Here is a 14,458-nt window from a genome sequence, read left to right as displayed (position 1 = left end):
TGACGTGGGGGCCCACCTGTATGTGCGCTTGACGCATCAAGACCGCGTTAAGGCCACCGCAGCCGCTTACCGGCCCGGATCGTCACTCCAGCCCTGACGCTCTGAACACGGCCAGCGCGGTCTCACGGTCCACGCGGGCCGAGAGGTGGCCGAGCGCGGTCTGCCCGCACAGCAGCAGACCGTCGGCCGCCGCCTGCCGGGCTCCCGCCTCCACGCGCTGCCACAGGGCGGGGTTGTTCACCAGAACGTCGGGATCGATCGCGACGCGCACGCCGAACGCGTCCCGCAGCACGAGCCGTTGGGCGACTCCCTCCAGACAGCGGACGGACACCAGCAGGTCGGTCCGCACCCGGCGCTCGTGCAGCAGCCACCGTGCGGCCAGCCAGTCCTCACCGGCCGAGACACGGGCGGGAAACAGCACGGCGAACAGCAGCAGAGCGAGCGCGAGCCACAACAGGCCCCGCCAGGGCGTGAACCGGCCTGCCCCCCAGTCGATGAGCAGCAGCAGGGTGAGCAGCATCCCGGCGCACCGGACGGCATCCCTCACATCGCGCGTCCAGCGGCGGTCGTGCACTGCGGCCCCGGACGATTCTGCGCCGACGCGCACCGGTGACCTGCGTGTCTTCTCACGGCGTCCCATACCGGTGACGGTAGAGGCGCGCCGGACGGAGACAACGCGTCTTTATGCGGCCCTGATGGCACATGCCCGTCAAAGTCCCGTCAAGATCGCGCTGATTGGCGCGAAGAAGCCGCAATGAAGCGTCGAAGCCTGTCGGAAACGGTCAGAACCTGAGGGCACCGCGCACATCTCGACGTAGCTGCGCGGTTTTCACCGAAGGAGTACCGCACCCATGACCGTCCTGACCACCGAGCCGGATGCCGTTCCCGCCGGCGAGGAGCCCCCGGATACCGGGGAGCGCCACCGGCTCACCGCCGTCACCGGGCTTGCCGCGCTGTCACTGGACGCGCTGGCGTCCGTGGCCTACGGGCCGGAGGCCATCGTGCTGGTGCTCGCCGCCGCGGGCGGGCACGGCCTCGGCTTCACGCTGCCGGTGACGCTGGCCGTCGCCGCCCTGCTGGCGGTGCTGGTGGCGTCGTACCGGCAGGTGATCGCGGCCTTCCCGGACGGCGGTGGGTCCTACGCGGTCGCGAAGACGCATCTGGGGCCGCGGACCGGCCTGGTGGCGGCGGCCTCGCTGATCCTGGACTACGTCCTCAACGTCGCCGTGGCGGTCACGGCGGGGGTGGCCGCGCTGACGTCCGCGTTCCCGGGGCTGTACGGCGACCGGCTGTGGCTGTGCCTGGCCGTGCTCGGGCTGATCACGGTGGTGAACCTGCGGGGTGTCGCGGAGTCGGCGAAGGCGTTCATCGTGCCGACGGTCGTCTTCGTGGGTGCGGTCTTCGTGCTGATCGGCGTCGGTCTGTTCCGCTCCGAGCCGGTCAGTACGGCGGCGGCGGCCGGGCACGCCCCGGCCGTCGCCGACCACGCGACCGGTGTCGGCGTCCTGCTCCTGCTGAAAGCGTTTGCCTCCGGGTGTTCCGCCCTCACCGGAGTCGAGGCGATCGCCAACGCCGTCCCCACCTTCCGCCGCCCGCGCGTCCGGCGGGCCCAGCGGGCGGAGATCGCGCTCGGTGCCGCACTCGGTCTGATGCTGATCGGTCTGGCGGTGCTGATCGGCCGCTTCCACCTCCAGCCGGTCGAGGGCGTGACCGTCCTCGCCCAGCTGGCGGACGCCGCGCTCGGCCACAACTGGGCCTTCTACGTCATCCAGTTCGCGACGATGACCCTGCTGGCCCTGTCCGCCAACACCTCCTTCGGCGGGCTGCCGGTGCTGCTGAAGCTGCTGGCCCGGGACAACTACGTGCCGCACGTCTTCGCCCTGAAAGCCGACCGCCAGGTGCACCGGCACGGTGTGCTGGCCCTCGCCGTCGTCTCCGCCGTGCTGCTGGTCTTCTCCGGCGGGGACACCAACACCCTGGTGCCGATGTTCGCCATCGGCGTCTTCGTCGGCTTCACCATCGCCCAGACGGGCATGGTCCGGCACTGGCGGCTCGAAAAGGGCCCCGGCCGGCGAGGTAAGGCCCTGCTCAACGGGTTGGGCGCGCTGCTCACCGCGGTCTCGGCGGTCGTCGTCGCGGCGAGCAAGTTCACCGACGGCTCCTGGCTGGTCGTGGTGGCGCTGCCGCTGCTGATCGCCGTCTTCGTGGCCGTCCACCGGGCCTACGACCGCATCGGCGAGCGACTCGGCCTGGGCCGCGTCCCCGAGCCCCCGCACCGCGAGCGTTCGCTGGTGATCGTGCCGGTGTCCTCGCTGTCCCGACTCACCTCCGAGGCGCTGACCGCTGCCACCTCCCTCGGCGACGAGGTCCGTGCCGTCACGGTCGGCCACCCCGACCCCGAGGACCGCGCCCGGCTGCACGCGCTGGAGCGCGCCTGGGCGGCGTGGGGCCCGGGTGTTCCCCTGGTACGGCTGTCCTCCGAGCGGCACAGCGTGGGCCGTCCCATCGCCGCGTACGTCCGTGAGGTGGCCGCTGCCGAGCCCGGCACCCGGGTCACCGTGCTGATCCCGGAGACCGAGCCGCGGCGACTGTGGCAGCGGCTGCTCCAGAACCAGCGTGGCGCGGTCGTCGCGCACGCGGTGCGGCGGGAGACGGACGCGGTGATCTGCCGGCTGCGCTTCCGGCTGCTCTGAGGAGAAACGCTCCGCCACCGGCTGGTTCCGATCGGCGGCCGTAAGAGTCCCGTCAAGGCCAGGGGCGAGGCCGTAAGAGGGTCGTCAACGAGCGACCGGATCCGGTCAGGGAGGCGGTTTTCTCTAACCGTCCTTGTTCCCCCTCGAACCTCTTCAGGAGTTCACGATGGCCGATCTGGCCTTCGTCGTCACCGTGCTCGCGGGCTTCGCGCTGGTGGCTCTCGTCGCCCGGGGGGTGACGAAGCTGTGACCGCCGAAAACATCGTCGGCCTGGTCGTGGCCGTCGCCCTGCTGGGCTACCTCGTCCTCGCCCTGGTCTTCCCGGAGAGGTTCTGAAGCCAGACATGAGTCCAGAAGTCGCAGGCTTCCTCCAGCTGCTCGCCCTCATCGGCGCGCTGGCGCTCGCCTACATCCCCCTTGGCACCTACATGGCCAAGGTCTACTCCTCGAAGAAGCACCTGCGGGTGGAGAAGGGGATCTACCGGGCCATCGGTGCCGACCCCGACGCCGAGATGGCCTGGCCCGCCTACCTGCGCGGGGTCCTGGCCTTCTCCGCCGTCAGCGTTCTCTTCCTGTACCTGCTCCAGCGGCTCCAGGGCGTGCTGCCCGGCTCGATGGGCTTCTCCTCGGTCGACCCAGCTCAGTCGTTCAACACGGCTGTCTCGTTCGTGACCAACACCAACTGGCAGTCGTACTACGGCGAGCAGACGATGGGGCACGTCGTGCAGACCGCCGGTCTGGCCGTGCAGAACTTCGTCTCGGCGGCCGTCGGCATCGCCGTCGCCGTGGCGCTCGTGCGCGGTTTTGCGCGCTCGCGCACCGGTGAACTGGGCAACTTCTGGACCGACCTGGTCCGTGGCACGTTGCGCATCCTGCTGCCGGGTGCCGCGATCGCGGCCGTCGTGCTGGTGGCGTGCGGTGCCATCCAGAACTTCTCCGGCATCCACGAGGTCGGCCGGTTCATGGGCGGCTCCCAGCAGTGGAACGGCGGCGCGGTCGCCTCGCAGGAGGCCATCAAGGAGCTGGGCACGAACGGCGGTGGCTACTTCAACGCCAACTCGGCCCACCCCTTCGAGAACCCGACCCCCTTCACCAACCTGTTCGAGATCTTCCTGATCCTGGTGATCCCGTTCTCGCTGACCCGCACCTTCGGCGTGCTGGTCGGCGACGTGAAGCAGGGGTACGCGATCCTCGCCACCATGGTCACCATCTGGCTGGGCTTCACCGCCTTGATGATGTGGACCGAGTTCGCCCACCACGGCGCCGCGCTCCAGGCGGCCGGCGGTGCGATGGAGGGCAAGGAGACACGCTTCGGTGTCGGCTCGTCGTCGATCTTCGCGACCTCGACCACGCTCACCTCGACCGGTGCGGTGGACTCCTTCCACTCGTCCTTCACCGGCCTGGGCGGCGGGATCGCGATGCTCGGCATGATGCTGGGCGAGATCGCGCCCGGCGGCACCGGCTCCGGCCTGTACGGCATGCTGATCATGGCGATCATCGCGGTGTTCATCGCCGGTCTGATGGTGGGTCGTACACCGGAGTACCTGGGCAAGAAGATCGGCGCCCGTGAGATGAAGCTGGCCGCCGCCTACATCCTGGTCACCCCGGCGCTGGTGCTGGTCTTCACGGCGGCCTCGATGGCGCTGCCGACGCCGCCGCACTCGATGCTCAACTCCGGTGCGCACGGCTTCTCCGAGGTGCTGTACGCCTTCACCTCGGCGTCGAACAACAACGGTTCGGCCTTCGCCGGGCTGAACGCCAACACCGACTGGTTCAACACCACGACCGGGCTCGCGATGCTGCTGGGCCGCTTCCTGCCGATGGTGTTCGTGCTGGCGCTGGCCGGCTCGCTCGCCGGGCAGCAGCCCGTCCCGGTCACCGCGGGCACCCTGCGCACCGAGAAGCCCCTGTTCACCGGTCTGTTGGTGGGCGCGATCCTGATCATCACCGGTCTCACGTACTTCCCGGCCCTCGCGCTGGGCCCGCTCGCGGAAGGGCTGGCGTGATGACCACTCGTACAGAGAAGACAGAGAACCCAGAGGACTCCATGTCCACAGCCACTCCCACCAGGGCGCCGCACAGCGACGTCCCCACCGGGCACAAGCCGGCCGAGGGCCGTGTCGGTTCCGGCCTGTTCGATCCCAAGGCGCTGATCACGTCGCTGCCCGACGCGTTGCGCAAGCTCGACCCGCGGGTGATGGCCAAGTCCCCCGTGATGTTCGTGGTGTGGATCGGGTCGGTCCTGACCACCGTCTTCTCCTTCCAGCACCCGGCCGACTGGTTCGGCTGGACGATCAGCGCCTGGCTGTGGCTGACGGTGGTCTTCGCCAACCTGGCGGAGGCGGTCGCCGAGGGCCGCGGCAAGGCGCAGGCGGACACGCTGCGCAAGGCCAAGACGGACACCGTGGCCCGCCGGCTGCTGCGGGACGGCTCCGAGGAGCGGGTTCCCGGTACCGCGCTGACCATCGGTGACCTGGTGGTCTGCGAGGCCGGCGACATCATCCCCGGCGACGGTGACGTCGTCGAGGGCGTCGCCTCGGTGGACGAGTCGGCCATCACCGGCGAGTCCGCCCCGGTGATCCGCGAGTCCGGCGGCGACCGGTCCGCGGTCACGGGCGGTACGAGGGTCCTGTCCGACCGGATCGTCATCAAGATCACGACAAAGCCCGGTGAGACGTTCATCGACCGGATGATCAACCTGGTCGAGGGCGCGGCCCGGCAGAAGACGCCGAACGAGATCGCGCTCAACATCCTGCTGGCCTCGCTGACCATCGTGTTCCTGCTGGCGGTGGCCACCCTGCCGCCGTTCGCCGGCTTCGCGCACGCCGAGCTGAGCATGGTCGTGCTGGTGGCCCTGCTGGTCTGTCTGATCCCGACCACGATCGGCGCCCTGCTCTCCGCGATCGGCATCGCGGGCATGGACCGGCTGGTGCAGCGCAATGTGCTGGCCATGTCCGGGCGCGCGGTCGAGGCCGCCGGTGATGTCTCGACCCTGCTGCTGGACAAGACCGGCACGATCACCCTCGGCAACCGGCAGGCGGCCCAGTTCGTGCCGGTGCGCGGGACGACGGAGGCGGAGGTGGCCGACGCCGCCCAGCTGTCCTCCCTCTCGGACGAGACCCCCGAGGGCCGTTCCGTCGTCGTCCTGGCCAAGGAGAAGTACGGGCTGCGCGAGCGCCACCAGGGCGAACTGGCCGGCGCCGAATGGATCGAGTTCACCGCCCAGACCCGTATGTCCGGTGTGGACGTCGAGGGCCGCAGGATCCGCAAGGGCGCCACGGCCTCGGTCATTGCCTGGGTCGAGGAGCAGGGCGGCACGGTCGCCGAGGACGCCCAGGCGCTGACCGACCGGATCTCCGAGGCCGGCGGCACCCCGCTGCTGGTCGCCGTCCAGGACGGCAAGGGTGCCCGGGTGCTGGGTGTCATCCACCTGAAGGACGTCGTCAAGGAGGGCATGCGGGAGCGGTTCGAGGAGCTGCGCCGCATGGGCATCAGGACGGTCATGATCACGGGCGACAACCCGCTGACCGCGAAGGCGATCGCCGAGGAGGCGGGCGTCGACGACTTCCTCGCGGAGGCCACCCCCGAGGACAAGATGGCCCTGATCAGGCGGGAGCAGGCCGGCGGCAAACTGGTCGCGATGACCGGTGACGGCACCAACGACGCCCCGGCACTCGCGCAGGCGGACGTCGGCGTGGCCATGAACACCGGCACGTCGGCCGCCAAGGAGGCCGGCAACATGGTCGACCTCGACTCCGACCCCACCAAGCTGATCGAGATCGTCGAGATCGGCAAGCAACTCCTCATCACCCGGGGCGCGTTGACGACGTTCTCCATCGCCAACGACGTCGCGAAGTACTTCGCGATCATCCCGGCGCTGTTCGCGGCGGTCTACCCGGGCCTGGACAAGCTGAACATCATGCAGCTGTCCAGCCCGAACTCCGCGATCCTGTCCGCCGTCATCTTCAACGCGCTGATCATCATCGCCCTGGTGCCGCTGTCCCTGAAGGGCGTGCGCTACCGGCCGATGAGCGCGGACAGGATGCTCCGCCGCAATCTGGGGATCTACGGCATCGGCGGCCTGGTCGCCCCCTTCATCGGCATCAAGCTCATCGACCTGCTCATCTCTCTGATCCCCGGGATCGGGTGAAGGACATGAACAACTCCTTTGTGAACACAGCACGGTTGCTGGCCGCGGGTCTGCGTGCGCTGCTGGTGCTGACCCTCGTGACCGGCGTCGTCTACCCGCTGGTCGTCACCGGCATCGCCCAGGCGGCGTTCCACGGCAAGGCGAACGGCTCCGAGATCAGGGCGGACGGCAAGGTCGTCGGCTCGTCCCTGATCGGGCAACAGGGCTACGGCCTCGGGTACTTCCAGCCCCGCCCGGCGAACGGCCTCGGCACGAACAGTGTCAACACGCAGTACAAGCTGATCCTCTCCGGTGCCACCAACCTGTCCGCGGACAGCAAGGTGCTCCTCAAGCAGGTCGACGACGCCAAGGCCAAGGTGGTCAAGGACAACTCCGTCCCCGGCTACACGGTCAAGCCGTCGGAGGTACCCGCGGACGCGGTGACCTCCTCCGGCTCCGGCCTTGACCCGGACATCTCCCCGGCCTACGCCGAACTCCAGGTCCACCGTGTCGCCGCGAGGAACAACCTGCCGCTCGCGCAGGTGGAGAAGCTGGTCGAGGACCACACCGAGGGCCGGACCCTGGGCTTCATGGGCGAGCCCCGGGTGAACGTCCTGGAGCTGAACATCGCGCTCAAGGACCTTGTGGCGAAGAAGTGACCGCCTTACGCGATCCGCGACGGGAGTCGGCACCCCGGGGTGCCGACTCCCGCAGGCATGACAGGAGAGGCACACACCCATGACCCGGGTGCTCGTGGTGGAGGACGACCCGCAGCTCGTACGGGCCCTCGTGATCAACCTACAGGCACGTCACTACGGCGTGGACGCCGCTCCCGACGGCGCCACGGCGCTCCGGCTCGCCGTCGCCCGCCAGCCCGATGTGGTGCTGCTGGACCTCGGTCTGCCCGACATGGACGGGGTCGACGTCATCAAGGCCTTGCGCGGCTGGACCCGTGTCCCGATCCTGGTCCTCTCCGCCCGGCAGGCGTCCGACGAGAAGGTCGCGGCCCTCGACGCGGGCGCGGACGACTACGTCACCAAGCCGTTCAGCATGGACGAACTGCTGGCCCGGCTGCGGGCCGCGGTCCGCCGTACCGAGGACACACCGTTGGTCCGCTCGGCGCCACTGGTCGAGACGGAGCACTTCACCCTGGACCTGCTGGCCAAGAAGGCCGTACGGGACGGGCGGGACGTACGGCTGACCCCGACCGAGTGGCATCTGCTGGAGATCCTGGTGACCCATCCCGGCCGGCTGATCACACAGCGGCAGCTGCTCCAGGAGGTGTGGGGGGTCGCACAGAGCAACAAGTCCAACTATCTGCGGGTCTACATGGCGCAACTGCGCAGGAAGCTGGAGGCGGACCCCTCCCACCCCCGCTATCTGATCACCGAGCCCGGCATGGGCTACCGCTTCGAAGGATGACGTGGAGGCAGTGAATTCCTCAGGCGGGCTCGGCACGTACGACGAACGCGTAGGACCCGAGGCCGAGGAGACGGTCTCCGGAGATGTCACCGAGGGCTGTGTAGAGGGTGTGCAGGCGTCCGGTCGCATGGTCGAAGGCGATGTCCTTGACCGTGCCGTGCGCGACACCGTCCTCGGTCAGTATCCGGCGTCCGAGAGCCTCGTGATGGACGGGGAGACTGCTCTGCCCGGGATCGGCGGCGGTGCGGGAGCGCACGATGACGGCGTCCCGTCCCACCGCCTCGATCGTGTTCCAGGCGATGGTCGTGGCGTGTTTCGGAGCTCCGGACAGACGCAGGCAGGCGACGCTCCGGGTGTGCGCGTCGATGGTCAGGCCCTCCACTCTCCCCAGCAGTTCGGCCTCGTCGGCGGTGATCACCGGAAGGCCCTGGGCCTGGGTGAACAGCATCATGAAGGGCCTCCTTCTCCTTCTCCAGTGCCGGGGGCACTCGCGTACGACCGTGCCGTGTGCGCATGGAAGGCTTCGACCTGGGCGCTGAAGCTGGGCAGGTCGTCGGCGACGAAGTGCGGGGCGTGTGCGGGGACGACCAGCGCTCGCCCGGAGACGGCAAGCGTGTCTCCGCGGGGGATGAAGGCCTTCCGCTTCCGTTGGTCCAGGTTCTCGTTGGAGCCGATCTCGAAGCCGACCACGCGCCCGCCGGCGCCGGCCTCGATCACGACATCCAGGACGGTACCGACCTCGGTGCCCTGGTCGGTGAGGACGGGCGCGCCGATGACCCGGCCCTGTCCGGCCTCGCCGGAGCCCACGGCCATGCCGCCCTTCTCCAGGACCGCCTCACTCGGAATCATCACGGCGGACGGCCCGACGGCGTGCACTCCCGGGAAGGGCAGGATCTTCTTGAGCGGGCCGGCCAGCAGGCCGCGCCCGCTCAGGGTGAAGCCGGTGATCCGGCCCGCCCGAGCGTCGAAGACGGTGTCCCTGATCTGGGCGACCGCCTCGCCGCCCAGCGTCACGACCACCCGTCCGGTCAGTTCCGAGGCGAGCATGAGGGTGTTCACCGCGGACCCTCCCGGCCGGGCCGGTGGGCCGTGCGTACCGCGATCACCGTGCCGCTTCGGCGCCTGGCCTGCACCACCAGCGTCGCGGCGGTGAGCAAGCCCACCACCGCGACGAGGAGAACAACCCAGCTCCACCACACCATTTGCCGACCTCCTCGTACCGTCTTCACCATGGCCGTCGTTCTGTCCGGCGGTCCCTGGGCTATCCACTTGCCCGCAGTACGGATGTGCACGCCTGGGGACCTGCCCGCGGTGGGGTGGGGAGCTGGGGCCGGTCAGCCCAGTTCGGCTCCCTTGGCCGCGGCCTCCTCCTCCGTCCGGGCCTGTCCGGTGGCGAGGTTGCCGCCCGCGCTCTCCAGGTGGGCCCGCACGAACCACTGGAACTGCTCCAGGTCACGCAGCTGCTCGATGAGCAGGTCCTCCGTGGCGGGATCGATGTCACCCGCTTCCTTGATCGCGGCGCGGACCCCTTCGATCACTCCCGTGTAGACGAGGTCGAGCGCACCCAGATGGGCGATCGCGTCGGCCCTTCCGATGGAGTAGTCGTCCCAGGTCCGCTCGGCGACGAGGGCTCCCGGCGTTCCCTGTGCGACGCCACCGAGCGCGGCGATGCGTTCCGCCACGTCGTCGGCCATGTCCCGGACGCGGTCAACCTGCGGGTCGACCATTTCGTGCACGGCGATGAAGTGCGGCCCGACGACGTTCCAGTGGACGTGCTTGAGGGTCAGGTGCAGATCGTTGAGGGCGTGCAGGCGCAGCCGGAGCAGACCGATCAGCCGGCCGGCGGCCTCGCGCTCGATGCCGGGGACCGTGTACTTCGGGGTCGGATCCTGCGTCATGACTCACCTCGGTTTTCGACGGAGTGCGTGGTTGCATCTCCACGCGTGCCCCGGTTCGCCCAGGTCAGACATGGGCCGTATCGACCTGGACGGGTGCCGTGCGCGGTTGCCGCGCATGGTGAGGGACAACCCGGCAATGCGGGGATGTGTGACTCGTGTGGGAATCGTGCTCCTGACTCTGGTGACCGGCCTCGGGGCTGTGGCCGCAGCGGTCGCCATCTCGCCCTGGTGGTTGTTCGCGGCCCTTCCGCTCACGTTCTCGGGTGCTCTGGGTGCCTGGGACCTCGTACAGCGGCGGCACTCGGTGCTGCGCAACTATCCCGTCCTCGGTCATGTCCGCTTCCTTATGGAGCGCATCCGTCCAGAGCTCCAGCAGTACTTCATCGAGCGGAACTACGACGGACGCCCCTTCGACCGGGACGTGCGCAGCATCGTCTACGAGCGCGCCAAGGGCACCGACGCGGAGGAGCCGTACGGCACCGAACGGGACGTGTACCAGCCCGGTCATGAGTTCTTCGTCCCGTCGATGGCGCCGTGTCCGGTGCCGGAGAACCCGCCCCGTGTGCGGATCGGCGGCCCGGACTGCGACAGGCCGTACGACATGGCGCTGCTGAACGTCTCGGCGATGAGTTTCGGCTCACTGTCCGCCAACGCGGTTCTCGCGCTCAACGGGGGTGCCGCCGCCGGAGGATTCGCCCAGGACACGGGGGAGGGCGGGCTGTCCGAGTATCACCTCCGTCCGGGAGGCGACCTCGTATGGGAGATCGGCACCGGGTACTTCGGCTGCCGTACCGAGAAAGGCGATTTCGACGCGGCCGAGTTCGCCGACAAGGCCGCACACGATCACGTCAAGTGTGTGTCCCTGAAGCTGTCGCAGGGAGCCAAGCCCGGCATCGGAGGTGTCCTGCCGGGAGCCAAGGTGAACGCCGAGATCGCCCGGGTCCGGGACGTGCCCGAAGGGCGGACGGTCGTCTCCCCGCCGTATCACCGGGTGTTCTCCACCCCGCGCGAACTCGTGCGGTTCATCGCCCGCATGCGCGAGTTGTCCGGTGGCAAGCCCGCCGGATTCAAGCTGTGCGTGGGCTCGCGGCGCCAGTTCCTGGCCGTGTGCAAGGCCATGCTGGAGGAAGGCACCTCGCCCGACTTCATCGTCGTGGACGGCGCCGAGGGCGGGACGGGTGCCGCGCCGCTGGAGTTCGCGGACCATGTGGGCACCCCGCTCACCGAGGGCCTGCTCACCGTGCACAACGCCCTGGTGGGTACGGGCCTGCGCGACCGGATCAAGGTCGGTGCGAGCGGCAAGATCGCCACTGGCGCCGACCTGGTCAAGCGCATGGTGCAGGGCGCCGACTACGGAAACGCCGCGCGGGCGATGATGTTCGCCGTCGGGTGCATCCAGGCGCAGAGGTGCCATACGAACACCTGCCCCACCGGCGTCACGACCCAGGACCCCCGCCGCGCCCGCGCCCTCGACGTCGCAGACAAGACGGCGCGCGTCCAGCGCTTCCAGGAAGCGACCGTGGCCGGCGCGTTGCAGATCATGGCGTCCATGGGCGTCACCGACCCCGCGGACCTGCGCCCGCACATGCTGCGCCGGCGCGTCGACCCCTTCACCGAGCGCTCCTACGAGGAGCTGTACGAGTGGCTCGCGCCGGGCCAGCTGCTCGCCGAGCCGCCGGCCTCCTGGGCGGCCGACTGGAAGGCCGCCGACCCCGACCGCTTCACCGTATGACCCGACCGTTCGACCTGGAGGACTCACGTGCCCCGTACTGTTGCCCGCGTCATCGTGGACGCGCTGAGCGAGCTCGGCGTGCGCCAGGTGTTCGGCGTCGTGGGAGACGCACTCAATCCCCTGACCGACGCCATCCGCACCACCGAGGGCCTGGAATGGGTGGGCTGCCGGCACGAGGAGGCCGCGGCCTTCGCCGCGAGCGCCCAGTCGCAGCTCACCGGAACGCTCGGCGTGTGCATGGGCACCGTCGGACCCGGTTCCGTCCACCTTCTCAACGGACTGTACGACGCGGCCAAGAGCCATGCCCCGGTCCTCGCCATCGCCGGCCAGGTTCCGCTCGCCGAACTCGGCACCGACTACTTCCAGGAGGTCGACAACGACGCCGTCTTCAGCGACGTGGCCGTCTTCCGCGCGACCGTCACCTCGCCCGACCAACTGCCGCAGTTGCTGGAGACGGCGGTGCGCAACGCGCTGGGGCGCAAGGGCGTCGCTGTTCTCACCGTGCCTGGCGACCTGGGCGAGCGGGAACTGACCGCCGACCGGCCCGCCAGGTTCTCACTGACCCGTGCGGTGAGCCGGCCGGACGACACCGCGGTCCGCCGCGCCGCGGAACTCCTCGACCGCTCCGAACGCGTCACCCTGCTCGTCGGGGAGGGCGCCCGCGCCGCCCGCGAGAACGTCCTCACCCTCGCCGACCGCCTGGCCGCACCGATGGTGCTCACGCTGAAGGCCAAGGCCGGATTCGAGGGCGACACCAACCCCTTCCAGGTCGGCCAGACCGGGCTGATCGGCAATCCCGCCGCCGCGGCTGCCCTCCAGGATGCGGACACCCTCCTGCTGCTGGGAACGGACTTCCCCTACCGGGACTGGTATCCCGAGGGCCGGACCGTGATCCAGGTGGACACCGAGGCCGCCCACATCGGACGCCGGGTGCCGGTCGACGTCGGGCTGGTGGGGGACACCGGCGCCACCGTACGTGACCTCCTGGACCACCTCGCCGCCGAGCCCGCCGGGTCGGCCGGCTCCGCAGGCGCACGCGACCGCTCGCATCTGGAAAAGGCGCGAGAACGCTTCGACCAATGGCGCACCGGTCAGGCCCGGCTCGCCGACCCCTCGCACGACAGGGGCCTCGTCGGCCGCGTCCGCTCCGCGCTGGACAACCGCTCCCACGACATCCGCCCCGAGGTGCTGGCCGCGGCCGTCGACCGGATCGCGGCCGATGACGCGGTCTTCACCTCCGACACGGGTATGGCCACGGTGTGGCTCTCGCGCTTCGTCGAGATGCGCGGCGAGCGACGCCTCATCGGCTCGTACAACCTCGGCTCGATGGCCAACGCCATGCCCCAGGCGCTGGGTGCCCAGTGCCTGGACCGTGAGCGCCAGGTCGTGGCCTTCTGCGGCGACGGCGGTCTGAGCATGCTCCTCGGCGACCTCATGACGCTGAAGACGTACCGCCTTCCCGTCAAGCTGATCGTCTTCGACAACCGCCGGCTGGGCATGGTCAAACTCGAACAGGAGCAGGCCGGCCTGCCCGAGTTCGGCACGGTGCTCGACAACCCCGACTTCGCCGCCGTGGCCGAGGCCATGGGCATCACCGGCATCCGCGTGACGGACCCGGCCGACGTCGCGAGCGCCGTGCGACGCGCCTTCCGTGACCCCGGCCCGGTGCTGCTCGACGTCCTCACCAACCCCGACGAGATCGCCGTCCCGGCCAAGCCGACCGTCGAGCAGGGCTGGGGGTTCGCGGTGGCCAAGGTGAAGGAAGCCATACGCAGCCACGGAGAGCCGACGGGGAACTGAGCGTTCGTCAGCATGCATTGAGTGCGGCTCATGAACGCGGGTATACGGATTCGCGTGCCGGGCTGAGAGGCGTCCCGGACGTTGGCCGACATGGCTGACGACACCTTGCTCCCCGGAGAATGTGCCGGACCAGTGGTTGGGACAAGTCATGCGGCGGACAATGACGCGCGAGTCGGATGCCAAAGCGAAATCCGTCAGTAATCCACCTTCACGCAGGCTGCTCAGTCCGTGGGCGCGGGCCCTGCTCATGCTTGTCGCCCTGGTGGGGATGATTCTCTTCGCGGTGGTGCTGGCCAGGTTGACCCTGGAGCCGAAAGCGGCATCGGCGTCCTTGACGCACAACAACCTGCGCCCGGGTGGCTCGATCCGCGCGTACCTGGACCGGCCGGGGGTTCAGGACGCCGTCAAGCAACTCGGCGGCAACATTGTGCTCGGTATGCCGTTCGGCCTGCTCCTGCCCGTTCTGGTTCCTCGTGCCCGCGGTCTCCTTCGCGTCGCGGCCGTCACCGCGCTGGTGATGCTCCTGGTGGAACTGATACAGGGCACCTTGATCACCGGGCGCGCCTTCGACATCGACGATGTACTCCTCAACACCTCGGGCGCCCTGCTGGCCTACCTGCTGCTCGGCCGCCGCCTCGGCCGAGCCGTCCACCCACGGCGACACCACTGGTGGCACCGAATCGTCCCCGGAAGCCACCGGCCAGTGACGGCCGAAGTCTCGGAACGTCCCGGTGAGAGGGCGTGAGTCAGCCCTCTCGGCGGCATGGTCGTCACCGGCCCGTCT

Annotated in this window: 14 protein-coding genes; 9 read left to right on the top strand and 5 right to left on the bottom strand. The window is 69.5% G+C overall.

Annotated features, from left to right (window positions below; all coding sequences use genetic code 11):
• Nucleotides 1-82 precede the first annotated feature (82 nt).
• Nucleotides 83-547: a hypothetical protein gene (locus tag ACWCV9_RS02520; RefSeq protein ID WP_450783819.1), complete on the bottom strand. Its 465-nt coding sequence runs from the start codon at nucleotides 545-547 to the stop codon at nucleotides 83-85.
• Between the two features lie 304 nt (nucleotides 548-851).
• Between ACWCV9_RS02520 and ACWCV9_RS02515 the strand changes: the two genes are divergently transcribed.
• The 6 genes from ACWCV9_RS02515 to ACWCV9_RS02490 all read left to right on the top strand — a co-directional run bounded on the left by ACWCV9_RS02515 (nucleotide 852) and on the right by ACWCV9_RS02490 (nucleotide 8,244).
• Nucleotides 852-2,693, top strand: a complete 1,842-nt coding sequence (locus tag ACWCV9_RS02515) for an APC family permease (RefSeq protein WP_450783817.1) — start codon at nucleotides 852-854, stop codon at nucleotides 2,691-2,693.
• 246 nt (nucleotides 2,694-2,939) lie between these two features.
• Nucleotides 2,940-3,029: a K(+)-transporting ATPase subunit F gene (gene kdpF, locus ACWCV9_RS02510; protein ID WP_033264828.1), complete on the top strand. Its 90-nt coding sequence runs from the start codon at nucleotides 2,940-2,942 to the stop codon at nucleotides 3,027-3,029.
• A gap of 8 nt (nucleotides 3,030-3,037) precedes the next feature.
• Complete coding sequence (kdpA, locus tag ACWCV9_RS02505) at nucleotides 3,038-4,699, top strand: potassium-transporting ATPase subunit KdpA (protein WP_450783816.1); 1,662 nt, start codon at nucleotides 3,038-3,040, stop codon at nucleotides 4,697-4,699.
• 41 nt (nucleotides 4,700-4,740) lie between these two features.
• On the top strand, nucleotides 4,741-6,843 hold the full coding sequence (gene kdpB, locus ACWCV9_RS02500) for a potassium-transporting ATPase subunit KdpB (RefSeq protein WP_450783815.1): 2,103 nt from the start codon (nucleotides 4,741-4,743) through the stop codon (nucleotides 6,841-6,843).
• Nucleotides 6,844-6,848: 5 nt separating this feature from the next.
• Nucleotides 6,849-7,481, top strand: a complete 633-nt coding sequence (locus tag ACWCV9_RS02495) for a potassium-transporting ATPase subunit C (RefSeq protein WP_450783814.1) — start codon at nucleotides 6,849-6,851, stop codon at nucleotides 7,479-7,481.
• Between the two features lie 79 nt (nucleotides 7,482-7,560).
• Nucleotides 7,561-8,244 (top strand): response regulator, encoded by a 684-nt coding sequence (locus ACWCV9_RS02490; protein ID WP_450783813.1) that lies wholly within the window; start codon nucleotides 7,561-7,563, stop codon nucleotides 8,242-8,244.
• Between the two features lie 19 nt (nucleotides 8,245-8,263).
• Here the strand turns inward: ACWCV9_RS02490 and ACWCV9_RS02485 are convergent, their stop codons facing one another.
• The 4 genes from ACWCV9_RS02485 to ACWCV9_RS02470 form a co-directional block, all read right to left on the bottom strand.
• Nucleotides 8,264-8,695, bottom strand: coding sequence for a PRC-barrel domain-containing protein (locus ACWCV9_RS02485; RefSeq protein WP_450783812.1), 432 nt, complete (start codon nucleotides 8,693-8,695; stop codon nucleotides 8,264-8,266).
• Nucleotides 8,692-9,303, bottom strand: a complete 612-nt coding sequence (locus tag ACWCV9_RS02480) for a PRC-barrel domain-containing protein (protein ID WP_450783811.1) — start codon at nucleotides 9,301-9,303, stop codon at nucleotides 8,692-8,694. The genes ACWCV9_RS02485 and ACWCV9_RS02480 overlap by 4 nt, the downstream gene beginning before the upstream one ends.
• Complete coding sequence (locus ACWCV9_RS02475) at nucleotides 9,300-9,446, bottom strand: hypothetical protein (protein WP_450783810.1); 147 nt, start codon at nucleotides 9,444-9,446, stop codon at nucleotides 9,300-9,302. Before ACWCV9_RS02475 ends, ACWCV9_RS02480 begins: the two co-directional genes overlap by 4 nt.
• Nucleotides 9,447-9,578: 132 nt before the next feature.
• The gene (locus ACWCV9_RS02470) at nucleotides 9,579-10,142 is read right to left on the bottom strand and encodes a Dps family protein (RefSeq protein ID WP_450783809.1); all 564 of its coding nucleotides are present in this window, start codon (nucleotides 10,140-10,142) and stop codon (nucleotides 9,579-9,581) included.
• A 148-nt stretch (nucleotides 10,143-10,290) separates the two neighbouring features.
• Between ACWCV9_RS02470 and ACWCV9_RS02465 the strand changes: the two genes are divergently transcribed.
• From ACWCV9_RS02465 to ACWCV9_RS02455, 3 genes are all read left to right on the top strand, one after another.
• Complete coding sequence (locus ACWCV9_RS02465; protein WP_450783807.1) at nucleotides 10,291-11,874, top strand: FMN-binding glutamate synthase family protein; 1,584 nt, start codon at nucleotides 10,291-10,293, stop codon at nucleotides 11,872-11,874.
• Nucleotides 11,875-11,901: 27 nt separating this feature from the next.
• Entirely contained in the window at nucleotides 11,902-13,674 is a 1,773-nt protein-coding gene (locus ACWCV9_RS02460; RefSeq protein WP_450783805.1) for a thiamine pyrophosphate-dependent enzyme, read from the top strand.
• A 247-nt stretch (nucleotides 13,675-13,921) separates the two neighbouring features.
• Nucleotides 13,922-14,419, top strand: a complete 498-nt coding sequence (locus ACWCV9_RS02455; protein ID WP_450784230.1) for a VanZ family protein — start codon at nucleotides 13,922-13,924, stop codon at nucleotides 14,417-14,419.
• Nucleotides 14,420-14,458 lie beyond the last annotated feature (39 nt).

Source organism: Streptomyces sp. NPDC001606 (assembly GCF_053596835.1).
The sequence above is the reverse complement of the archived record's forward strand: the minus strand, read 5'-3'. Positions and strand labels throughout refer to the sequence as shown.

Excerpts from the sequence above, each read along its gene's own strand:
- ACWCV9_RS02475 (WP_450783810.1), bottom strand. The coding sequence starts at position 9,446 with ATGGTGTGGTGGAGCTGGGTTGTTCTCCTCGTCGCGGTGGTGGGCTTG.
- ACWCV9_RS02490 (WP_450783813.1), top strand. The coding sequence starts at position 7,561 with ATGACCCGGGTGCTCGTGGTGGAGGACGACCCGCAGCTCGTACGGGCC.
- kdpB (WP_450783815.1), top strand. The coding sequence starts at position 4,741 with ATGTCCACAGCCACTCCCACCAGGGCGCCGCACAGCGACGTCCCCACC.
- ACWCV9_RS02495 (WP_450783814.1), top strand. The coding sequence starts at position 6,849 with ATGAACAACTCCTTTGTGAACACAGCACGGTTGCTGGCCGCGGGTCTG.
- ACWCV9_RS02455 (WP_450784230.1), top strand. The coding sequence starts at position 13,922 with ATGCTTGTCGCCCTGGTGGGGATGATTCTCTTCGCGGTGGTGCTGGCC.
- ACWCV9_RS02470 (WP_450783809.1), bottom strand. The coding sequence starts at position 10,142 with ATGACGCAGGATCCGACCCCGAAGTACACGGTCCCCGGCATCGAGCGC.
- kdpA (WP_450783816.1), top strand. The coding sequence starts at position 3,038 with ATGAGTCCAGAAGTCGCAGGCTTCCTCCAGCTGCTCGCCCTCATCGGC.
- ACWCV9_RS02515 (WP_450783817.1), top strand. The coding sequence starts at position 852 with ATGACCGTCCTGACCACCGAGCCGGATGCCGTTCCCGCCGGCGAGGAG.
- ACWCV9_RS02485 (WP_450783812.1), bottom strand. The coding sequence starts at position 8,695 with ATGATGCTGTTCACCCAGGCCCAGGGCCTTCCGGTGATCACCGCCGAC.